14 protein-coding genes and 1 tRNA gene are annotated in these 22,448 nt (G+C 73.2%); 4 read left to right on the plus strand and 11 right to left on the minus strand.

Translation table 11 applies throughout. The annotated features are described in order from the left end of the window. Nucleotides 1-82: 82 nt before the first annotated feature. Entirely contained in the window at nucleotides 83-700 is a 618-nt protein-coding gene (locus ABGB17_RS08690) for a DUF305 domain-containing protein (protein ID WP_347627297.1), read from the plus strand. Here ABGB17_RS08690 and ABGB17_RS08695 read toward each other — a convergent pair. Next, the gene (locus tag ABGB17_RS08695; protein ID WP_347627298.1) at nucleotides 697-1,110 is read right to left on the minus strand and encodes an SsgA family sporulation/cell division regulator; all 414 of its coding nucleotides are present in this window, start codon (nucleotides 1,108-1,110) and stop codon (nucleotides 697-699) included. The two genes, ABGB17_RS08690 and ABGB17_RS08695, sit on opposite strands and share 4 nt — an antisense overlap. A gap of 512 nt (nucleotides 1,111-1,622) precedes the next feature. Between ABGB17_RS08695 and ABGB17_RS08700 the strand changes: the two genes are divergently transcribed. Continuing rightward, nucleotides 1,623-1,694, plus strand: a tRNA-Val gene (locus ABGB17_RS08700). An 84-nt stretch (nucleotides 1,695-1,778) separates the two neighbouring features. Here the strand turns inward: ABGB17_RS08700 and ABGB17_RS08705 are convergent. The 9 genes from ABGB17_RS08705 to ABGB17_RS08745 form a co-directional block, all read right to left on the minus strand. Continuing rightward, nucleotides 1,779-2,639: a hypothetical protein gene (locus ABGB17_RS08705; RefSeq protein ID WP_347627299.1), complete on the minus strand. Its 861-nt coding sequence runs from the start codon at nucleotides 2,637-2,639 to the stop codon at nucleotides 1,779-1,781. Further along, nucleotides 2,636-3,598 (minus strand): fatty acid desaturase, encoded by a 963-nt coding sequence (locus ABGB17_RS08710; protein WP_347627300.1) that lies wholly within the window; start codon nucleotides 3,596-3,598, stop codon nucleotides 2,636-2,638. Before ABGB17_RS08710 ends, ABGB17_RS08705 begins: the two co-directional genes overlap by 4 nt. Then, entirely contained in the window at nucleotides 3,598-4,710 is a 1,113-nt protein-coding gene (locus ABGB17_RS08715; protein WP_347627301.1) for a hypothetical protein, read from the minus strand. Before ABGB17_RS08715 ends, ABGB17_RS08710 begins: the two co-directional genes overlap by 1 nt. A 26-nt stretch (nucleotides 4,711-4,736) precedes the next feature. Beyond that, complete coding sequence (locus tag ABGB17_RS08720) at nucleotides 4,737-5,762, minus strand: FAD-dependent monooxygenase (RefSeq protein ID WP_347627302.1); 1,026 nt, start codon at nucleotides 5,760-5,762, stop codon at nucleotides 4,737-4,739. A 12-nt stretch (nucleotides 5,763-5,774) separates the two neighbouring features. Beyond that, the gene (locus ABGB17_RS08725) at nucleotides 5,775-5,906 is read right to left on the minus strand and encodes an NAD(P)-binding protein (protein WP_347627303.1); all 132 of its coding nucleotides are present in this window, start codon (nucleotides 5,904-5,906) and stop codon (nucleotides 5,775-5,777) included. Beyond that, a complete protein-coding gene (locus tag ABGB17_RS08730; protein ID WP_347627304.1) occupies nucleotides 5,903-13,066 on the minus strand; it encodes an amino acid adenylation domain-containing protein in 7,164 nt (2,387 codons plus the stop codon). The genes ABGB17_RS08725 and ABGB17_RS08730 overlap by 4 nt, the downstream gene beginning before the upstream one ends. A 58-nt stretch (nucleotides 13,067-13,124) precedes the next feature. Beyond that, nucleotides 13,125-14,108, minus strand: a complete 984-nt coding sequence (locus ABGB17_RS08735; protein ID WP_347627305.1) for a ketoacyl-ACP synthase III — start codon at nucleotides 14,106-14,108, stop codon at nucleotides 13,125-13,127. A gap of 40 nt (nucleotides 14,109-14,148) precedes the next feature. Next, the gene (locus ABGB17_RS08740) at nucleotides 14,149-15,450 is read right to left on the minus strand and encodes an FAD-dependent monooxygenase (RefSeq protein WP_347627306.1); all 1,302 of its coding nucleotides are present in this window, start codon (nucleotides 15,448-15,450) and stop codon (nucleotides 14,149-14,151) included. 226 nt (nucleotides 15,451-15,676) lie between these two features. Next, nucleotides 15,677-18,700, minus strand: coding sequence for a BTAD domain-containing putative transcriptional regulator (locus ABGB17_RS08745; RefSeq protein WP_347627307.1), 3,024 nt, complete (start codon nucleotides 18,698-18,700; stop codon nucleotides 15,677-15,679). Nucleotides 18,701-19,365: 665 nt separating this feature from the next. Between ABGB17_RS08745 and ABGB17_RS08750 the strand changes: the two genes are divergently transcribed. Together ABGB17_RS08750 and aspS are read left to right on the plus strand one after the other, a co-directional pair. Continuing rightward, nucleotides 19,366-19,950 (plus strand): mismatch-specific DNA-glycosylase, encoded by a 585-nt coding sequence (locus ABGB17_RS08750; protein ID WP_347627308.1) that lies wholly within the window; start codon nucleotides 19,366-19,368, stop codon nucleotides 19,948-19,950. Between the two features lie 344 nt (nucleotides 19,951-20,294). Further along, entirely contained in the window at nucleotides 20,295-21,626 is a 1,332-nt protein-coding gene (gene aspS, locus ABGB17_RS08755; protein WP_347627309.1) for an aspartate--tRNA(Asn) ligase, read from the plus strand. A 54-nt stretch (nucleotides 21,627-21,680) separates the two neighbouring features. On the opposite strand, the gene ABGB17_RS08760 is transcribed toward aspS, so the two are convergent. Further along, nucleotides 21,681-22,259, minus strand: coding sequence for a histidine phosphatase family protein (locus ABGB17_RS08760; RefSeq protein WP_347627310.1), 579 nt, complete (start codon nucleotides 22,257-22,259; stop codon nucleotides 21,681-21,683). Nucleotides 22,260-22,448: the final 189 nt, after the last annotated feature.

The raw sequence follows: 22,448 nt of genomic DNA on the forward strand, positions 1-22,448 counted from the left end.
CGTCCGTTCTTATATGGAAATCTGCCCCAGTATGGAAGCTATGTGGTTTGGGCGGGGTGCGGGCGGGCTTTTGGTAACGGTTGTGCTGGCATCCGGGCTCAGCGCGTGCACGGGCGACGCCCCCCGGCCCGGCACCCCGGTCGCGGGCACCGAGGCGCCGGTGGTCGTGCCGGGCGCGCCCGGCGACGCGGGCAGGATCGCCACGCCGGGCGAGCGGGTCGGCGAACCGGAGTCCACGGCGTCGGCGGGCGACGTGCTGTTCACCGAACGGATGATCCCGCACCACCGGCAGGCCCTGGAGATGGCCCGCCTGGCGAAGGACCGCACCACGTCCGCGGCGGTGCTCGGCCTGTGCGAACGCGTCGCGGCGGGACAGGGCCCGGAGATCGAGGTGATGTCACGCTGGCTGCTGGCCAAGGGGCGGGAGGTCCCCGCCGGCCACGGGCACGAGCCGGACCAGGCGTACGGGATGGCGAGCCTCGCGGAGATGAACCGCCTGCGTGCGGCGCGCGGCGCGGAGTTCGACACGCTGCTGCTGCGCCTGATGATCAGGCATCACGAGGGCGCGCTGCGAATGGCGGCGGAGGAACTGGCCCAAGGGGGCGATCAGTTCATGCTCAAGATGGCCGGGGACATCGCCTCCGGTCAGCGCGCGGAGATCGTCCGGATGAGGAAGCTGCTGGACGGCCCGCCGTCCTAGGAACTCCAGAGCATGTTGGAGAGCTCTTCGTCCAGGTCCATGAAGTCGGCCTCACGGCCGGCGGACACGAGCTCGTAGGTGCGGTGCAGGAACTCGGTGAGGGGCGGCAGCGGCACCTCGAACAACGCCTGCCCGAACGGTGAGGTCAGGCTGATGTTCAGCGTGCGCTCGCCGTCGGCCCGCGCCGGCCACACCTGAACGTCCCCGTCGCCCACACGCCGGACGATGCCGACGGTCAGCAGCTCACGTGCGAAGATCCACTCGACCGGCTCGTCGTTCCCCACGTGGAAGGCCATCCTGATGGCGTACGGGTCGTCGGCCGTGTAGCTGAGCCCGGCGAGCAGGGGGACGGTCGTACGGTCGGGGACCACGAGTCGAAGGCCCAGCTCGGCAGAGACGGTGGCGTTCATCGTCAGCCAAACCTTTCATGGTGGGTCCCCTGACGGGGCTTGGATGGTGGTGCTCTGAAGGACTTCGTCCGGAGCTGTGTCAGCGGAACGAAGAGACCTGCAGGAAAGATTCCGCTCCTGGGCCCTTCTGTAACGCATCTCACAGCGCGACATTTCTGCTACTACCTGGTCAAACATCGCTTAGAGGCGCGTGTTTGCAAGTGTTTTGCGCGTCGATCCGGCCGTCCTACGGGGCATCTGCGGGTGACTGTGGGTAAAGATCATATGTGGTGCGATTCGGATGAGTATGGGGCATGACGATGCTATGCCAACACCCCCCCACCGTGCCGCACTCCCGCCAACCTTTCCCCCGTGTCGCCCATGTTCCCGCCCCCCGGACTCCCCGCCCCGCACGCGCCACCCCCTGCCACTCGCAAGCACCTGATCACTTTCCTCCGCCACTTCGCCACCGCCCCCCGAAGTGAGGTATGGTTTTCCCCGTCGGCGGATCCACCCGCGACCCCGGCGATCAAGGGCGATTAGCTCAGCGGGAGAGCGCTTCGTTCACACCGAAGAGGTCACTGGTTCGATCCCAGTATCGCCCACACAGCCCACAGGCCGCTTCCAAATCCTGGAAGCGGCCTTTTTGATCTGTGCTCCCGGGTGCCGGTACGCCGGCTTTCTGGGGGTCAGGTCCACCAGAGCAGTTCGCCGGCGGCGGTGAGGCCGGTGAAGCACGTCAGCAGGAGGCGCTCCCCGGAGAGGGGGGCGTCATGAGGGGTGCCCAGGACGGCGTGGATCAGGTTTCCGTTGAGGAGGATCAGGTCGCCGGTGGTCACGGGGACGGTCAGGGAATCGTGGCTGTCCAGGAGGGCGGGGGGATAGGGGTAGCCGCTGTGGGTGAGGCCGAGGGCGGTGCGGGCGGGGGAGTCGGGTTCGATGTTCCAGAGTTTGAGGTGGCCGCCGCCGGGTGGGCAGTGGGGGTAGACGTTGACGGCCATCACGCGGCGCAGGGACTGGATCTCGAAGCCGGACTGCAGGGGGTCGCTGAGCTGGGCGAGGTCGTCGTGGGGGAGGAGCAGGTAATCGCCGGGGGTGTTCCAGCGGACCGCTTTGGAGGTGCCGGCCGGGCGGCCCTGGTGGCGGGCGGGGCGGGCGGTGGTGACGCCGCCGTGGCCGGGGAGGCGGGCCGTGAGGGCCGCCACCGGGTCGGGGTGCCCGTCGTGCAGGGCGGCCACGGCCGCGGCGGTCGCCTCGGCCTCGTCCAGGTAGGCGGCGGTGGTCTTGTCGATGTGGGAGGCGCCGAGGACGTAGGCCTCGACGCCGTCCTCGCCCTCTCCGTGGCGGGGGCGCGGGCGGGCCTCGGCGAAGCGGGCGGCTATCCGCTCGCAGGACTCCCGCGGCAGGTAGCCGGTGACTTGGTAGGCGGCCAGGTCGCCGCGCAGGACCCGCAGGACCGCCTCGGTGTCCACGGCGGCGGTGGTCCGGTGGAGGCGGAAGGACTCCGGGGGGAGGCGCCGTCCGGTGATCCGGAGCGTCTCGGTGGTCATGAGCCGCTCCTCTGCCCGGTGGTCCGGTGGAGCAGGGGCCTGGTGGGGTGGAGGAAGCCGAGCATGGCGGGGACGGGGCTCACGACGCGGGGGCGGGTGTCGAGGCGGTCGCGGTTGGTCTCCCTGACGGCCGGGAGCCTGGACCAGTGGGCCGACGGGCTCAGGTGGTGTTCCTGGTGGAAGCCGTCGTTGAAGGTCAGCAGGTTGTACAGGCGGCCGTAGTGGCTGACCGAGTCGGCGGCGCGGTCGTGCGGGTTGGCGCCGTAGTGGCGGTAGTAGTTCTGCACGTTGACCATCGTGAGGGCGGTGAAGAACGCGGGCAGGTAGCACAGCAGCGTCCACTGCCAGGAGACGGCGGTGAGGACGGCCAGGGACAGCACGTGGGCGGCGCGGTCGGCGCGCACCTGGCCCAGTTCGCGGGAACGGCGGGGTTCTCTGCGGGAGACGAGGGCGAGCAGGGTGGTCTCGTGCTCGCCGACGCGCCACAGCCGGCCGGCCATGAGGACCTCCCTGGCGCGGGACAGGAGCGTGTCCAGGGCGCCGCCCAGCGCGTACGCGAGCAGGGCCTGGTGTTCGCCGTCCCGGCCTTTGCGGTAGGTCGAGGTGGTGTCGCGGGTGACGCCCGACTCGTCCTGGGCGTCGTTGTTGAAGCGGTGGTGGTTGCGCACGTGGGTCAGGTGGTAGGCCTGCACGGACTGGCCGATGTTGACCGAGTTGAGGACCGAGACGGCGGCGTTGAGCCTGGGCGAGGTGAACCACGCGGCGTGGGTGAACAGGTGGGAGACGACGATGATGTTGTAGCTCATCATGATCGCCAGACCGGCGAACTCGCCGATCCTGCCGAGAGCCGGGGCCGAGTCCCAGGTGAGGGCCCACCACAGGGTGACGGCCGCCTGTCCCAGGCTGAAGGCCAGCAGCAGCGCGTCCCAGGGGGAGTTTCTCCATATTCGCCGGCGCATCAGAAGTACGTCTCCAATGTCCCGCGGCGCCGGACGTCCAGCGTCGCGCAGTGGAAGGAGCCCCCGAAACTATTGAAATTCCGGAAATTGCAGGGGATGGGGGTGAAGCCAAACCTCTTCACCGCCTCGATCATGGGCTCGTCCTGCCGCTCCACGACCACCCGCTGCTCGTCCAGCATGAGGACGTTCATGTTGAGCCACTTGCTGGTCATGAACAGCGGATGCGCGTCCGGGATGACCGGCCGGGGCGCCGCCATCACGTCCCACCCCTTGAACAGCGCGGGCACCTCGGGCACCCGGTCGGGGTGGACGAGCAGCTTCCCGGGGGCCATGGGCACGAGCGTCGCGTCGATGTGCATGGGGTGCGCGTCGCGGAACTCGAGCACGTGCACGCGGTACTCGGGGCCGAGGTGCCGCCGGAGCCACTCGATGCCGAAGTCGTTGGTGACGTTGCTCTTCTGGCAGATGATGTCGCGCCCGCAGCGGGTGAAGTCGGCCGCGTCGAAGGTGGGCTCGAACTCGGTGATCACCAGCCGCTGGGGGCCGGCGTCCCCGGGGTCCACCCAGCCGGCGTCGTACTGGTCGTCGGTCAGCTCGGGCTTGGGGCCCGCGCTCCACCTGGCGCCGGCCCGGAAGTACTCCTTCAGCAGCGGCCGGTACGCGAGCGACTCGTAGTACCGCGACCGCCACGCCATGGGGCACTCGATGATCTCGTCGCCCACCACCAGCAGCGCGTCCCTGGGCATGGCCGCGTACATCCCCGTGCTGGTCCAGCTCAGCGTGCTGTAGGTGGTGCGCTGCGGGATGGGCTCCGGCCGCCGGACCCGCACCCCCTCGGCCTCCAGGATGTGGGCGAACTCCTCCAGCTCCCGCCGGGCCGCGGCGACGAGCTCGGCGGGGAAGGGGGTGCCGGCCCGCAGGCGGAACGTCTCGTGCTGCGCGGCGGGCAGCACCGGAGGCAGCGACATGTGCCAGGTGGGGAAACTCGCGCCGTCGACGATGCCGACGATCACCTCCTCCAGCGGGTCCCACTCGGTGTGGGAGTTGACGGGGCGTTCCCCGCCCCGGGGTGACGGCGGGGGCGGGGCGTGGAGGGGAAGGGTTTCCAGCATTTCTCACTCCTTGGGGAAAGGGGGCACTAGGCCCGGACACCGGGGAACGTGAGGATGTCGCGCTGCTGCTCGGCGAACGCGGCGGGCGGCCGCAGCCGCAGCTCCTCGTCCCGCCGGCGCCGCAGCTCGGGGTCTTCCAACTGCTCCATCTCGCTCAGGGCGGAGGACGCGGCGACCACGGCACGGGTGCGCTCGCGGCGCTGGTCCTCGTAACCGCGCAGGCCGGCGGTGAGGTCGCCGCAGGCGGCCAGCGTCCCCGCGAGGACGACGGCGTCCTCGATGGCCATGGCGGCCCCCTGGGCGAGGCTGCTCAGCATGGGGTGCGCCGCGTCGCCGAGCAGGGTGACCCGGCCGTCGCCCCAGTGTTCGAGGAAGGGCCGGTCCTGCGCGGGGACCGCGATGATGTCCTCCTCGGGGGTGGCGGCGATGGCCGCCCGCACCTCGTCGGCCCAGCCGGCGTACGCCTCGGCGATGTCGCCCTTGGTGCCGCGCCAGCGGGCCGCCTGCTCGGCCGGCATGTTCTTGGTGCCGAACCAGTACGTCTCCCCGCCGCCGAGGTCGAGGAGCCCGAAACGTTGCCCGCTGCCCCAGTAGTGGAGCACCGACCCCTCGGGGAGGTTCGGGTGGCGGAACGGCACGATGGCGAGCCAGCACACGTACCCGGCGTCGCGCGCCGGTTCTGGGCCGGTGATCTGGCGGCGTATCGCGGAGTTGATCCCGTCGGCGCCGACCAGGACGTCGCCACGGGCCCGCCGGCCGTCGGCGAAGACCACGGTCGCGCCGTCCTCGTCGGTGAGGAAGCCGGTGGCGCGGGCGCCGAGGTGGATGGGGACGTCGCCCGCCGCCTCGAGCAGGCCCTCCTGCAGGGCGGTGCGGCTGATCAGCACGGTGGGCGGCAGCCCCAGCTCCCTGCTGATCTCCGGGACGGGAAGCCACGCGATGTGCCTGCCCCCGGCGTCGTTGACGCCGAAGCTGCGCAGCACCTGCCCCCGCTTCTCCAGACCGATGTCGATGCCGAGGTGCTGGAGCGCGGCGGCGCCGTTGCTGAGCACACCGAGGCCCGATCAGGAGGCGCGCAGCTCGGTGGCCCGCTCGTACACCTCCACGTCGATGCCGACCCTGCGCAGGGCGGCGGCGAGCGTCAGCCCGCCGATGCCCGCTCCGGTGACGATGACCTTGGGCCGTTCGGATGTCATGGGACGTCCGCCCTTCCGTGGGTGGGGGTCGTGGAATCGAGGAGGTCGGAGATCTGCTTGACGAGGTAGGCGACGCGCGGCTCCTCCACCATCGAGAGATGGTCGCCGGGCACGCCGATCACCCGGATGTGCCCGCGGGTCATGCGCCGCCAGCCGTTGTCCGGCTCGTAGTGCAGGCTGCCCGCGGCGCCGTGCATGGCCTCCAGGACCTCCGGGAGCGGTTCGTCGGCGCGCAGCAGGACGACGTCCTGGTCGACGGGCCCTGGCCGGTACTCCAGCAGGGCCCGCCAGTTGGCCCGGTAGAGCCGGAAGAGGCGCCGCACGACACCGCCGGAGCTGCCGGCGGGCAGCACCCCCGCCTCGACGGCGCTGCCCGCGATGAAGGCGAACCTCTCCTCCAGCGTGGTGAGGTGCGGCGGTATGCCCTCAAGGGGCGACGCGCCGCCGCGCACGGTCCACAGCAGCTCCCAGAAGAACCAGCCGAGCAGCGCGTCGTCGCTGTACAGCTCGCCGAAGCGGGGGTTCGGCGCGACCGTGTCGAGGATCAGCGGCTCGACGTGCTCGCCCTCCTCCCGCAGCAGGCGGGCCATCTCGAAGGCGACGAAGCCGCCGAAGGAGTAGCCGCCGATCGCGTACGGGCCCTCCGGCCGGACGCTCCTGAGCGCGGCGACGTAACCGCGGGCCATGTCCGCGATGCTGCGCAGCGGCTCGGTGCCGGGGTCGGCCCCGGCGGCCTGGAGGGCGTACAGCGGCCGGTCGGGGTGCAGGTGCCTGGCGAACGGCAGGAAGCACAACACGTTGCCGCCCATGGGGTGCACCAGGAACAGCGGGGTCCGGGTGCCGGACGGGTTGAGCGCCACCAGCGGGGAGAACGGCGCCGGCCGCGCCGCCGCGTCCCGCAGGCGCGCGGCCATGGCGGCGACGGTCGGCGCGGCGATGAACTCCGACAGCGGGACACTCGTGCCGAAACGCTGCTCCAGGGTGGCGATCAGGCGCATGGCGGTGAGCGACGTGCCGCCGAGGTCGAACATGCTGTCGTGCACACCGACCTCGGGCAGGTGCAGCAGGTCGGCGAGGATCTCGGCGAGGGTCCGCTCCAGCGGCGTGCGCGGCGCGGTGGTGTCGCGGCCGGCCGGCGCGGCGAGCGGCAGGGCCCGCAGGGCGGCGTCGTCCCGTTTCCCGCTGGGGGTGCGCGGCATGGCGGGCAGCCACTGCACGTACGACGGCACCATGTGGTCCGGCAAGGTCTCGCGCAGCCGGCTGCGGAGCACCCGGGTGTCCACGGCCGACGGGTCGCCGGTGAGGAAGGCCACCAGCACCGCGTCGGTGCCCGGCCGGGCGTGGGCGACCACGGCGGCCTCCTCGACGCCGGGCAGACGCGCGGTGAGCTCGCCGACGGCCAGTTCCACCTCTGCCGTCTCGACCCGGAACCCCCGGACCTTCACCTGCGTGTCGGCGCGCCCGGCGTGCACGATCTCGCCGTCCGGCAGGACGAACGCCAGGTCGCCGGTGCGGTAGTAGCGGCCGGGCAGGCCGGGCAGCCCGGTGAACCGTTCCGCGGTCAGGTCGTCGCGGCCGAGGTATCCGAGCGCGACCGAGACGCCGCCGATGTACACCTCGCCGATGACGCCGGGCGGCACGGGACGCAGCCGCGGGGTCAGCACGACCACGTCGGCGCCCTCCACGGCGGTCCCGACCGGCGGGAGGTCGGGGAAGCCGGAGGGCGGCCCGCTCATGGTGTGGCGGGTCACCACATGGGTCTCGGTGGGCCCGTACTGGTTCTCCAGCACGACCCCGGGCAGCGCCGCGCACAGGCGGCGGATCTCCTCGGTGATCCGGAGCTGCTCGCCGCCGGACACGATGACCCGCAGCCCCGACGGCACGACCCCGAGCGCCTCGGCGGTCAGCGCGAGCTGCTGGAGCGCGATGTACGGCACGAAGATCCGCTCGACGGCCTCCCGGTCGATCAGCCGCACCAGGGCCGGCATGTCCCGGCGGGCCTCCTCCGGCACCAGGCGGAGCGTGCCGCCCGCGGCCAGCGTGGAGAAGATCTCCTGGAACGCGACGTCGAAGCTCAGCGGCGCGTACTGCAGGGTGGTGCCCGCAGAGGCGCTCGGGGCGCGGTTCTGCCAGGACACGAGGTTGGCCAGGGTGCGGTGCGGGACGGCGACCCCCTTGGGGCGTCCCGTGGAGCCGGAGGTGAACAGCACGCAGGCGGCGCCGTCGGGGTCGATCGCCGGGAGCGGCGTGCCGTACGCGACGGGCCCGGTGAGCTCGCCGAAGCGGATGGCCGGCGCGGAGCCGCCGAACAGGGCGTCGTGCCGGGCGTCCGCGACGACGCGGAAGGGACGGGCCTGCCGCACCATGTACGCGAGCCGTTTGGCCGGATAGCCGGTGTCCAGCGGCATGACCGCCGCGCCGGCCCGCAGCACGCCGATGAACACCGCGATCACCTCGGGGGTGCGGTCCGCGGCGACGCCGACGACGGCGCCGGGCCGGATGCCGAGGGCGAGCAGGTTGCGGGCCACGGCCGTGGCCGTCGCGTCGAGCCGGGCGTACGTCCACCGCTCCCGGTCCGACGCCAGCGCGACCGCGTCCGGGGTGCGCGCCGCCTGCCCGGCGAACCGGTCCGTCACGCTCGTCGCGGTGTCCCCGGCGGTGGGGAGCGGACGCGGCGCCGCCGTGAGGAAGTCCCGGTCCGGCGGCTCCTGCGGGTGACCGACCATGCGGTCGAGAACGCGGTGGAAGTACCCGGCGAACAGGCGGGCCTGTTCGCCGGTGACCGTGCGTCCGTCGTTGTCGACCCGCAGCCAGATGCGCTGGTCCACGGGGTCGGTGACGGCGTTCACCAGGAGCGCGAAGTCGGTCTCCTCGAAGGTGCTGAAGTCCGTCAGCTCCAGCCCCGGCACCAGCGCGTCCGTGAGCTGCTGGAACCGCACGTAGTTGAAGGCCGTGTCGAACAGCGGGCCGCCGTGGTCCTGCTGGATCGCGCTCAGGGGGTGAAGACGGTGCGGGTAGGCCTCCCGTTCGCGCCGGAACACCTCACGCGCCACTTCGAGCCGGTGCCGCACCCCGAGGTCGACCCGCATGGGCAGGGTGTTGAGGAACAGGCCGGCCATCCGCTCGGCGTGCGGCCGCTCCGGCCGGCCGTGCGTGATCAGCCCGGTGATGACCTCGCGGCGCCCCGACAGCAGGCTCAGGGTCAGGCAGTGCGCGGCGAACAGCACCGACTTGACCGGCAGGGAGTGGTCGCGGGCGAACGCCCGCACCCGGTCGCCGAGCCCGTCCGGCAGGTCGAACCGGTGTGACGCGGGCCCGCTCTCCGCGGCGGGGGAGCGGTGCGGCCGGAACGTGCCGATCGACACCGGCTCGGCCCCGGCGAGTTCGGTGCGCCAGTACCGCGCGCTGTCCCGCGACTCCGCCGCGCGGCGTTCGTCCCGCACGTACGCCGCCGGGGAGGGCAGGCGGGCGCCGGGCACGGGCGACGGGTGCAGGCCGAGGGCGTGCCCGTAGTCGCGCAGCAGCTCGCCGAGCAGGTTGGCGACGCTCGCGCCGTCGAGCAGGGCGTGGTGGAAGCTCAGCACCAGGTCGATCACCCCGGGACGCACGTGGACCCGCAGCAGGTACAGCGGCGCGGCGTCGAAGACGTACTCGTGCCGGCGGCGCTCCTCGATGTGCTGCAGCACCTCCGCCTCGGCGTCGTCCTCGGCGCGGGACCGCAGATCGGCGACGTCGAGGCCGCCGTCCACCGCCTGGTGCACGATCTGCAGCGGCTCGGCGAACTCCGCGAGGCTGAAGCCGGAGCGCAGCGCCGGGTGGCGGCGCACCAGCCGGGCGAAGGCGTCGCGGAAACGCGCCTCGTCCCACGCGCAGCGCAGGGTGTAGCGGAAGACGTCCTTGTACAGGGCCGACCCCTGGTGCCGGCGGCTGTGGTAGATCAGGCCGAGCTGCATCCGGGTGAGCGGGTACGCGTCCTGCGCCTGCCCGAGCCGCGCCCGGTCGATGCCCGACACCATCGCGAACGGCCCGGGGTCGTGGTCCCGCGACGGGGCGTCGTCCAGGACGGCCAGCATGGCGAGCCCGGCGACGGTGCGCCGCCGCACGAGGTCGGCGAGCGAGAACCGCAGGCCCCGCTGCTCGGCGAGTGCGCGGATCCGCAACATCTGGAGCGAGTCGCCGCCGAGCGCGAAGTAGTCGTCCTCGGCGGACACCGGGCCGCCGCCGAGCACGGCGGACCACACGTCGGCAAGGATGCCCTCGGCGCGCGTCAGCGGGCGCGGCCCCGGCGCGGCGCCGGCGGCCTGCGCCGGTGGTGCGGGCAGCGCGGCGCGGTCGGCCTTGCCGTTGGGGGTCAGCGGGACGCGGTCCACCGGCACGAAGTACGACGGGATCATGAACTCGGGCAGCCGGGCGGCGAGGTGGCGGCGCAGGTCCGCGACGGTGACCCTGGATGTCGCGACGTAGTAGGCCACCAGGTGCACGCCCCGCTCGTCGTCCGTGCGGTCCACCACCAGCGCGTCGCGCACACCCGGCGCGGCCATCAGGGCGCCGGTGACCTCGCCCGGCTCCACCCGGTTGCCGCGGATCTTCACCTGGTCGTCGAGGCGCCCGAGGTATTCGAGCTCCCCGCGGGCGAGCCACCGCACGAGGTCCCCCGTGCGGTACAGCTCGCCCTCGCCGCCGAACGGGTCGGCGACGAACCGCTCGGAGGTCAGCTCCGGCCGGTCCAGGTATCCCGCGGCGACCCCGGCGCCACCGATCCACAACTCGCCCGGCACGCCCCTCGGCTGCAGCCGGCCGTCCACGCCCACCACGTACAGGGTCGTGTTGTCGATGGGCCGCCCGATCGGCACCCGCCCGGCGGGACGGCCGGGGTCCCCCGGGCAGTCGTGGTAGGTCACGTCCACGGTCGCCTCGGTGGGGCCGTACAGGTTGGCCAGCGCCGGGCCCGGCCGGCCGGCGCCGTGGAAGACCTGGTTGAACCGGTCGACGCGGGAGGCCGGCAGCGCCTCCCCGCTGCAGAAGACCTGCCGCAGCGTGCGGGTGTCCTCGGTGAACCCCCCGGCGTGCCCGGCGTGTTCGAGGAAGGCGCCGAGCATGGACGGCACGAAGTGCATGACGGTGACACCGTGGTCGCGCACGGCCTGGACGATGACGCGCGGGTCCTTCTCCCCGCCCGGCGGCAGGAGCGCCACGCTCGCGCCCTCGACGGCCCACCAGAACAGCTCCCACACCGACACGTCGAAGGACACGGGTGTCTTCTGCAGCAGCACGTCGTCCGCGCCGAGGGGGTAGCGGCGCTGCATCCACGCCAGCCGGTTGACCACCGAGCGGTGCCGGACCCGCACGCCCTTCGGCTTGCCGGTCGAGCCCGAGGTGTAGATCACGTACGCGATGCCGCCGCTCGTGGCGAGAGGGCCGAGCGGGGAGTCGTCGCCGTGCAGCAGGTCCGCGACCGTGCGCACCGGCACGCCGCCCTCGGGCACGCACCGCGAGGTGTCGCCGGACACCAGGACGGCGGCGGGGCCGCTGTCCTCCAGCAGGAACCGGATGCGCTCCGGCGGGTACCCCGGGTCCACCGGCACGTAGGCGCCACCGGCCTTGAGCACACCCATCAGCGCCTCAAGCAGGCCGGGGCCGCGTTCCATCAGCACGGCCACCCGGTCGCCCGGGCGCACGCCGTCCGCCCGCAGGGCCCGCGCGACCTGGTTGGCCCGCGCGTCCAGCTCGGCGTAGGTGAGCGCGATCCCCGGGCCGGGGCCCGCCACGGCGACCCGCGCGGGCCACCGGGCGGCCTGCGCCTCGAACAGGCCGGGCAGGGTGGCGTCCGGCGGGAACCAGACGTCCTCGCCCCGGCCGAGCACGCCGGTCAGCTCCTCCCGCTCGGCGGGCGGCAACATCGGCACCGCGGACACCGGCCCGCCGGCCAGGTCCACACCGTTCTCCAGCAGGTTCCTCAGGTGCCCGGCCACGGCCTCGGCGGGCAGGTCGGCGTCGAAGACGTCCCGCGCGTAGTCCAGGTCGAAGCGGAGCTCGTCGGTGTCGTCGAAGGCGAGCACCACTACTGAGAGCGCGTCCTGCTCGTGGCACGGCGACTCCATGGACGTCTCCCGGGTGACGCCCGCGACGTGCTCAGGGCGGGCGGCCCGCAGGTAGGACACCATGACGTCGAACATCTGCTCGCCGCGTACGACGTCCCCGAGCGCCGCCCGCTGGTGCCCCCGCAGGTCGCGGGTGGCGGCCTGGACGCGGGCGACGGCCTCGCGCAGCGGCAGCTCACCCCCGGCGGGCACCCGCAGCGGGAGCGTGTTGGTGAAATGGCCGACGGTCTCCATGAAGGCGCCAGGCCGGTTGAGCAGGGGGACGCCGAGGACCACCTCCTCGCTGCGGTGCACGCGGGACAGGTAGGCGCCCACCATGGTGACGATGTAGGGGAACACCGGCAGCCCCGCGTCCCGCACCCGGGCCACCCACGCGCGGTCCAGGGAGAAGGACAGGCGCGCGTTCTCCCGGGCGGTGCCCGAGGGCCTCCTCGGGAACAGCGCGGGGACGGCCCCGGCGAGGGACGCGCGGCAGGCGTCCAGGTCGGCGGCGTTCTCGGCGGACCCCCGGTACGTTTCCTCCTGCTCGGCGAACGAACGGTAGGGCGGCGTCCAGCCCTCCACCGCGTCCCGGCCGGCCGCCGCCGCGGCGTAGTCACCGAGGATCTGGGTGCTCAGCAGGTTCAGGGACCAGCCGTCCGTCACCAGGTGGTGGGCGACGACGTGCAGGTGGACCACGCGCGGCCCCTCGATCAGGATCGCCGCCCGCACCATGGGGCCGCCGTCCGGGGGCAGGGGCCGCCGCTGAGCCTCCCGCATCCGGCGGCGGCAGGCCGCCGCCGGGTCGTCCGCGTCCGACAGGTCGGCGACGGCGACCTCGGGTGCGTCCGGCGCGACCCACTGGAAGGGGGTGCCGTCCCGGTCGCCGAACCGCAGGCGCAGGGCCTCGTTGCGGTGCAGGGCCCGCGCGGCGCAGGCGCGGAGCATCCCGGCGTCCACGTCACCGCCGAGCTTCTCGTGCAACGAGACGTTGTACTGCGGTGAGTCCTCGAAACGCGCGGCGGACACCCAGATGTCACGCTGGTACGAGGTCAGGGGGAAGGTCTCAGGTGAAGACATGGTCGCTGCTCCGAGTGGGAGTGTGGCCTGGTCCGGAACGTGCGGGATACGGGGGCGGTCAGTGCCAGCGCACGAGGGCCGCGGCGGCGTTCATCCCGCCCCCGACGGAGGCGAACAGAAGGTGCTCGCCCGTGCGCAGGGGACGCTCCCGTGCCGTGGCGCTGAGGGTGACGGGGATGGAGCCGCCGGCCGTGTTGCCGACGGCAGGGGCGGTCAGCGTCATGCGGCCCGGGTCGATCCCCGTGTCGTCGGCGATCGACCGGAGCAGGCGGGGGTTGGCCTGGTGGAACACGAACCGGTCGACGTCCTCCAGGCGCAGGCCGGCGTCGGCGAGCACGTGTTCCATGAGCTTGGGCAGGGTCGTGCGCACGTATGCCGCGATCGCGCGCCCGTCCATCCGGAGCAGGTGACCACCGGCCTCCCGGGCGTGCCGGTCGAGCGGCAGCGCGGTGCCGCCGGCGGGCACCCCGACGAGATGGTGCAGCTCACCGTCGGTGATCATGCGGATCGCCAGCAGCCCGTACCCGTCCGGCACCGGCCCCATCAGCACGGCGCCCGCGCCGTCCCCGAAGAGGCTCACCGTGCGCCGGTCGGCGCGGTTCATGATGGAGGAGAAGATGTCGGCGCCGACCACCAGCACGTGATCGATGTCCGGCAGGGCGGTACGCAGGCCGTGCGCGACGGCCATGCCGTACAGGAACCCGCTGCACACCGCGTTGACGTCGAACGCCGGGACGGTCCGCAGCCCGAGCTTGCTCTGCACGATCGCCGCCGTCGCGGGCTGCGGCACGTCCGGCGTGCACGTGGCGAGCACCAGGGCGTCCACCAGCTCCGCGGTCCCCGGCCGCGCGGCGAAGATCTGCCGCACCGCGCGGACCGCGAGGTCGGACGTCGCCGTGCCGGGGCCGGCGTACCTGCGCTCGTGGATCCCCGTGCGTTCGAGTACCCATTCCTGCGGCACGCCGGCCCACGCGGCTATCGTGTCGTTCCCGATCACCCGGTCGGGGACGAAGCCGCCGACACCGAGGATTCCTGTGCTCATCTGGGGAGTCCGTTCTCGAGACGGTGCCCGGGGACCGTTGTCAGCCCGCGGCGGCGGCCTGGACCCGGCCGGCGAAGGCCGGGTCCGCCAGGGAATCCGGGCCGTCGGTGAGGTTCACGACCCGGACGAAGGAGCGCGCCACCTCGGCGTCCCGCGAGGCGGCGAGGTACACCTGGCTCAGGAACGCGTGGGTCCGCTCCAGCCCGGGGCTCCGCTCGCCCTCGATCCCGGGGTGCTTCAGGTCGCCGCCGACGGCCGTGTCCCACGCGGCGTCCACCACGGGCGTCACCCGCGCGAAGAAGTCCTCCGCGAGCCGGGACGGCCCGGCGGCGCGCAGCGACTCGCCGAGGAGCCGGGCCTCGATGGCGGTGACGGCCATGCCCTGGGCGTAGATCGGGTTGAAGCTGCACAGGGCGTCGCCGAGGACCAGGTAGCCCTCGGGGAACCGGCCGAGGCGCTCGTAACGGCGGCGGCGGCTCGCAGGGAAGCGGATGACGAGGGCTTCGCCCACCGGTTCGGCGTTCCGCACGACGTCGTGGATGTCCTTGGCGGCGAGGGTGCCCGCGAAATCGGTGAAGCCGTCGAGGTCCGGTGGCGGCGTCTCCCCGAGGTAGCCGAACAGGCTGACGATCCACCTGTCACCCTCCTGGGCGATCATGGCGCCGCCTCTGCGGTTGTCCGCCGTCGTCGTGATGACGAGGGCCCGGTCGTGGCCCATGTGCTCGGGCAGGCGCCGGAAACGCCGGGTGGTGTAAACGATGCCGACGTCCACCCGGTCCTCCTCGGGCGCCGTGAAGCCGGCGTCCCGCAGCCACGCCGTCCCCCGGGCGCCGCGCCCGGTGGCGTCCACGACGAGGTCCGCCTCGACGGTGCCCTGTGCCGGGTCCAGGAGCCGGACCCCGGTGACCCGCTCCCCGTCCACGGTCAGCCCGGCGACCTCCGCGTTCTCGTGGAAGAAGACGTTGCCGATCCCGCGCACCCGTTCCCGCACGTGACTTTCGAGGAGGGCACGGCCCGCGAGCAGGACGTGCATGCCGATCGGGGCCTGCCGCATGCGGTGCCCCTCGGTGTACCAGCGGCATTCGCCCTGCATGTCGGCGACCGTGCCGCCCTGCGCCACCACGGCGGCCGTGAAGCCGGGCAGCAGTTCCTCGATGGCGTCCCGGCCGGACGCGATCAGGCAGTGCGTGTGCGGGCCCTGGGGGACGCCGCGCCGGTGCGCGCCGCCGGACGGCAGCCGGTCCCGCTCGATCACCGTGACCCGCTCGAAGTGGTCCGCGAGGACGCGGGCGGCCAGCAGGCCGCCCAGGCTGCCGCCGGCGACGACGGCATGACGGGACATGGCGTTATCCGCATGACTGGACATATCTTCGCTCCTGGGGCACTGGTCGTCGGCGGGAGGGCAGGCCGGCGCCGCGCGGGTCGGCTCGCGGACGCCGCCTCCGATCGTGGTGTCCGGACGGTCGGGATCGACCGCTGCGGCAGACGCTAACGAGGGGCGGTGCGCAAAAGGTGCCGAGAGGGTGACCGCGGGGTTCACCCGGTCGTCGTACGAGGTCAGGCCGGGTTCAGCACGAGGAGGGCCGGCGGGGCGGGGTGTCGAGCTTGGCATGGATCCGCCCCGCGGACGGGGGGTCGATCTCGGTGTAGATGGCCGCGGCGTCCCGCCACGCCCGCCGCGCCGCCTCGGGGTTCCCGGCGTCGTGCCAGGCGTCGCCGAGATGGTCCAGGATCACAGCCTCGAAGCGGCGGGCGTCCGCCTCGCGGAACAGGCCGAGGGAGTTGTGGTAGCAGGGGATGGCCTCGCCGGGCTGACCGAGCAGGTGGTGGGCGTACCCGAGACTGTCCCAGGCCGCGGCCTCGCCGTGCCGGTCGCCGAGCTCCTGGAAGAAACGCAACGCCTGCCGGCAGTACGGCAGCGCGCTGCCCGGGTTCCCGAGGAGGCAGTGGAGGTAGCCGATCGAGTTGAGCGTCATGGCCTGGCCCAGGCGGTCGTCCACGGCCTGGTAGAGGGCGAGGGCCTGCTCGCAGTGCCCGAGGGCCTCCTCGTCGCGGCCGAGGCGCTCGGCGAGGAAACCGAAGTAGTGCTGCGTGCTGGCGTGGCCGTTGAGGTCGCCCACCTCGCTGAAAAGCTCCAGGGCCATGTGCAGGTGGGTGCGTGCGTCGTCGTCGCGGCGCAGCAGGTTGCAGGCGCGGCCGACGCTGCGGTGCGCGTGCGCCAGCGCGACGGGGTCGCCGAGCTCGGTGGCCGAGTCCAGGGCCGTCCGCGCGAGCGCCAGTTCCTCCTCCCAGTAGCCGAGCCGGTCGAAGAAGTACTCCAGGCTCCAGACCAGTTGCCAGACGTGCCGGTGGTGCCCGGTGACGCCGGCCTGCCGGATGACCTCCAGCAGGACCGGGCGCTCGCTCTTGAACCAGTCGGTCGCCTGGCGGCGGCCGCCGGCCGCCTCGGGGGTCACCCCGGGCTCGGCCTTCGGGAGCCGGATGGGGATCAGCGTCTTGGTGTACTGGTGGGCGGCGGCGTAGGCGGTGTGCAGGTAGTGGTCGAGGCTCCGGCGGCGGGCCGCGCCCTGGTCCCGCGCGGAGTCGTGGGCGTCACCGAGCTCGGCGGCGTACAGGCGCAGCAGGTCGTGCAGGACGTACCGTCCCGGGAGGTGCTCGGTGACGAGGCCCGCGTGGGTCAGCTCGGCCGCCAGGGAGCGGGCCTGCCGCACCGGGACTCCCGCCAGGCTCGCCGCGGCGGGCAGCGCGATGTCGGGGCCCGGGTGCAGCGCCAGCAGCCGGAACAGGCGCGCGGCGTCAGGGGTGAGCGCCCGGTAGGACCAGGAGAACACCGCACGGGCGTCGGCCGTGACGTCGGGGTCGCTGAACGCGTCGAGACCGTGCGCCGTGGCGCGCAGCTCGGCGGCGAGGGCGGCCAGCGGGAACGCGGGGTTCATCGCGGCGCGTGCGGCGCTGATGGCGAGGGCCAGCGGCAGCCGGCCGCACTGGGCGATGATCTCCTCGACGGCCCCCGCCTCCCGTGCCACCCGCTCGGCGCCGAGGCGGCGGGCGAGGAAGTCCCTGGCGTCCTCGGCGGAGACGAGGTCGAGGGTGAGCGGATGCGCGCCGTCGCCGGCGACCAGTCCCGAGAGCCGGTTGCGGCTGGTGACCAGGACGAGGCACCCCGCCGCCCCGGGAAGCAGCGGGCGTACCTGGTCCACGTCCCTGGCGTTGTCCAGCACGATCAGCATGCGCCGCCCCGACAGCGAGCTGCGGTAGAGGGCGGACTGCGCGTCCAGGCCCGCCGGGACGCCCTGCGGGTCCACCCCCAGGGCCTCAAGGAAGCCTCGTACCGCCTCGGCCGGGTCCATGACCGTTCCGGAGGGGCCGAATCCGCGCAGGTTCACGTAAAGCTGCCCGTCGGGGAATCGGTGGGCCACCTGATGGGCCAGGTGCACCGCGAGTGCGGTTTTACCGATGCCGGCGATCCCGCCGATGGCACTGATCACCACGGTGGTGGAGGCCCGTCCCTCCCCGGACAGGAGGGAGAGGACGCGCGCCATCTCGTCCTGGCGTCCGCTGAACGCCGCCAGATCGACGGGTAGTTGCGCCGGCCGCGCCGGGGAGGCGGCCGGTTCACCGGCCGCCGGAGGACCAGGGCCGGCGCCGGCGGGTTGTCCGGGGACGGCGGTCGGGGGCTGCTCGGGGACGGCGGTCGCGGGTGGTTCAGGGACGGCGGTCGCGGGCTGCTCGGGGACGGCGGTCGCGGGCCGCCTGGGGACGGTGTCTGCGGGCGGCCCGGTGACGGTGTCCGCTGCCTGCCTGGGACCGGGCTCTTCCGGGACGGTGGCCGAGGGCTGTTCCGGACGGGCGATCGCGGGCTGTTCCGGGACGGCGATCGCCGGTTGTCCCGGTGCGGTGATCGGAGGCTGTCGCGGGACGGTGGTCGCCGGCTGCTGGGGCGGGGGAGCGGCGCCGGACGTGCTGGCGAGGACCTGCCGCTGCGCGGCCCGCAGCTCCGGGCCGGGGTCCACCCCGAGCTGGTCCGCGAGCCGCTCCCTCGCGCGCCGGTACGCCTCCAAAGCCTCGGCCTGATGGCCGGTGGCCCACAGGGCGAGGACCAGGCGGCTCTGCAGCGGCTCGTTCAACGGGTGCTGGTCGGCCAGGCGCTGCACCTCGGTCAGCAGCGGGGTCACCCGGCCGCACCCCAGCGCCACGTCGGCGGCCTCCTTCGCCGCGGCGAGGCGCTCACGGTCGAGGGAGACGAACACGGGATGGCCCTGGGCCTCCGCGGGCAGCCCCGCCGCGGCCGGAGCCCGCCACAACCCGAGCCCGTCGGCGTAGCGGTCCACGGCCTCTTCCGGCCGGCCCTGCCGGCCCGCCGCGCGGGCCTCCGCCAGCGCGCGGCGGAAACGCAGCAGGTCGAGCATCTCGGCGTCCACGGCCAGCCGGTACCCGCCGGCCTCGCGCAGCAGCCACCTCCCGGTGGCCATGCGAGGCAGGCCCGGCTCCAGCAGCCGCCGCAGCATCCCGACGTGCCGGTGCACGATGTTGACGGCGCTCGCCGGGGGCTCCTCGCCCCACATCACATCGACGGCCTCCTCCAGAGGCACCGGCTGTCCCGCGTGCGCCAGCAGCAATGCCAGCAGCAGCCTTTGCTGCGGAGGACCGACCTTTACTTCGACGCCATTCCGCCAGACACGCACCGGACCCAACACGCTGAAGTACAACGCCTCTCCCAGAGACTCGGCCGAGGACCCCGGAGTTCTTCGAATCCTATCCACGCGGCGGCCGTGTTCGTAATGCGGGAAACGCTCGAATATCAGCTCCACCGTAAATCGAAAAAGGTGTGCCGAAAAGACGTCTGACATCGGTCGTGCGCCGCTGCCGCAGGCCGGCGTCCTGCGCGGGGCCGCAGCTCGCAAGGATCGGCCGCTCCCGGGCCTACCGGGCCAACCAACCGCGGGTGACTGGCCCGGCGCATTCACGCGGAGGCCCGCTGTGCGGACGGGAGGACGACGGGGTGAATGCGGGCAGTTTCGCCGTCCGACGCCGCGGAGCGGCAAATATACGCGGTGGTGTTCCCCGGTGCCGGATGTGTCACGGATATCGACCCCGCGGGGCCGGACGGGCCCCTGCGCCGCTCCCGCGTATTCTTCCCCGGCGTCACCCGGTTCCCGCCCGGAATGGATTTCACCACTGCCCGGGACGCGGCTCCCACAGGCCCGCCTGTGGGATACTGAATCTCGAATCGCGCGGGCCGAGAACGGAGGAGAACGTGAGATTCGCCCGTGCCGACCTGGAGGCCTTCCGCGGCGGCACACTGCCCGACCTCCTCGGCCCCCACGTGCGACTGCTCTTCGTCGGCATCAACCCCGGTCTGCGAACGGTCGCCGTGCAGACCCACTTCGGCCGCCCCGGCAACCGCTTCTACCCCGCCCTGTACCGCGCCGGCATCGTGGACCGCCTGATCGGCGTCTCCGACGGCATCTCCGCCGCCGACACCGCGCACCTGAAGGCCCAGGGCATCGGCATCACCAACATCGTCCCGGTCGCCACCGCCCGGGCCGACGAACTGAGCCCGGGGGAACTCGAGGAGGGAGCGCGGGCGCTGGCCGCACGGATCCCGCTGATCCGCCCGAACGTCGTCGCGATCCTCGGCGTCACCGCGTACCGCGCGGCGTTCCGCCGCCCCAAGGCCGTCGCCGGTGCACAACCCGAGGACATCGCTGGCGTACCCCTGTGGGTCGCCCCCAACCCGAGCGGCCTGAACGCCCACGCCACCGTGACCACCCTGGCCGAGGCCTACCGCGAGGCGGCGGCCGCCGCCGGAGTCCCGCTGTTCCCTCCCCCCGAGGCATGACGGCCCGTCCCCGATGGCGGCGCGTCGCGGGGTATCACGGTTGCGAGGCGTGACGGCGGGTGCGTAGGGTTTTCGGCAACGCGTCGACGGAGACAAGTAGCCAGCGGGACGGGCAGGTCGGAGAGAGCCGCCGGGAGTTGCGAAGGCGGTCCTGCCTCCGGTGGTGAAGACACTCCCGAGTGCGGGGAGGAACGGCGCCACGCCCAATGCCCCGCCGGGTGGCCCCCGTCATCAAGCCTTCGAGGCCGCCGGCTCCGCCCGGCGGTGAAAGTGCGGTGGCACCGCGAGTTCCCTTCTCGCCCGCACTCCCAAGGGATCACCACTCACTGAGCAAGAGGTTTGTGATGATCTCCTCGTACTCGACCGCCTCCTCCACCCGCCGGGTCCTCGCCGCCGAACTCCCCGGACTGATCGGCCGGGAGGTGACCGTCCAGGGCTGGCTGCATCGCAGGCGAACCCTGAAATCCGTCGTCTTCCTCGTGCTGCGCGACCGTTCCGGCCTGGCGCAGGCCGTGCTCACCGGCCCCGAGGCCACGGCCGCGGCCACCCGGCACCCCGAGGAAACGGTCCTGCAGGTCACCGGCACGGTGACCGCCGCCTCCCAGGCGCCCGGCGGAGCCGAGCTGACGTCGCCGCGGGTGACCGCCCTGTCCGGCCCCGCCGACCCGCCGCCGTTCGACCTGTACCGGCCCACGGTGCCCGCGTCACTGCCGACGATCCTCGACCACGCCCCGGTCGCGTTGCGCCATCCCGCGCTGCGGGCGCCGCACGTGATCTCGGCCGCCTCGGTGGCCGGCTTCCGCGAGACGCTGGACGGCCTGGGGTTCACCGAGATCCACACCCCCAAGGTCGTGGCGTCGGCCACCGAGTCGGGAGCCAACGTCTTCGCCATCGACTGGTTCGGGACACGGGCCTACCTGGCCCAGTCGCCCCAGTTCTTCAAGCAGACCATGGTCGGCGTGTTCGAGCGCGTCTACGAGGTCGGCCCCGTGTTCCGCGCCGAGCCCCACGACACCGCCCGCCACCTCGCGCAGTACACCTCCCTGGACGCCGAGCTCGGTTTCGTCGCCGACCACCGTGACGTCATGGCCGTCCTGCGCGAGGTCCTCGCCGGCATGACGCGCACCGTCCGCCGGCGGGCCGCCGGCGCGTGCGCCCTGCTGGGTGCCGAACTCCCCGCCGTACCGGAACACATCCCCGAGATCCACTTCACCGACGCCCAGGAACTCCTCGCGACACACACCGAGGAGGACCCCCGCGGCGAGCCGGACCTCGCTCCCGCCCACGAACGATGGCTGTCCGAATGGGCACTACGCGAACACGGCAGCGAATTCCTGTTCGTCACCGGCTACCCGATGGCCAAACGCCCCTTCTACACCCACCCCGACCCGGCCAGACCGGGATACTCCAACAGCTTCGACCTGCTGTTCCGCGGCATAGAACTGGTGACCGGCGGCCAGCGCCTCCACCACCACGAGGACTACCTGACCGCCCTCACCACCCGAGGCGAGCCCCCCACCCCCTACGCCGGCTACCTCTCCACCTTCCGCCACGGCATGCCTCCCCACGGCGGCTTCGCCCTGGGCCTGGAACGCTGGACGGCCCGCCTGACCGAGGCCACCAACATCCGCACCGCCACCCTCTTCCCCCGCGACCTCCACCGCCTCACCCCCTGAGCGCCGTCCCCACGGCCGGTGCGGGCTCCCGGTACGTTCACGGAGCTCCCGCGTTCAGGACGACGTGAGCGGGTGACCGGTCTCCCGGAGGCGCCAGCCGTCCGTCTGGCGGGACAGGTGGGTCTGGGACAGCGGGGGGACGTCCAGGCGCCAGAAGGCGGCGGGCGGGGCGGTGAGGACGTGGAGGACGGCGGCGCGGACCACGGCGGGATGGGTCACGGCCACAAGCCGGGCGGCCGGGGTCGCGGGGATGGCGTCCAGGCGGTGGGACACCCGGGTGAGCAGTTCGCGCAGCGTCTCGCCGCCGTGCGGGCGGGCGTCGGGGTCGGTCAGCCAGGCGTGCAGGGCCTCAGGCTCTTCCGCGCCGAGACCGGCGAGCGTGCGGCCCGTCCAGGAGCCGAGGTCCAGGTCGGCGAACGCCGGATCCGGAGCGGCGTCCAGACCCAGCGCCTCGGCCGTCTGGCGGCACCGCGTCTCGGGGCCGCGGAAGGCGGTCCCGGCCCGCCGCAGGACCCCGGCGGCGGCGCCGGCGTCGGTGAGTCCGTGAGCGTCCAAGGGGTCGTCGGCGGCGACACGGGCCTGACGGACGGCGGCGGTGGCGGCGTGACAGACCAGGACAAGGCGGACGGTCATGGGCAGGTCTCCTGGAACGTCGGCCCCAGGCGTACGAGGGGACGTGGGGCGGACGATCCGCTGGTCACGGTGATCGAGCCGGTGAACCAGGGTAGCCGGGAGGGATCGCGGCGACGACTCCTGGCCCGGGTGGCGGTGACGGGGGGGCCGCCGGGTGTCGCGTGGTTCGATGGCGGCGGCCCGGTGGTC

This window comes from Sphaerisporangium sp. B11E5 (assembly GCF_039871875.1).
Classification (GTDB): domain Bacteria; phylum Actinomycetota; class Actinomycetes; order Streptosporangiales; family Streptosporangiaceae; genus Sphaerisporangium.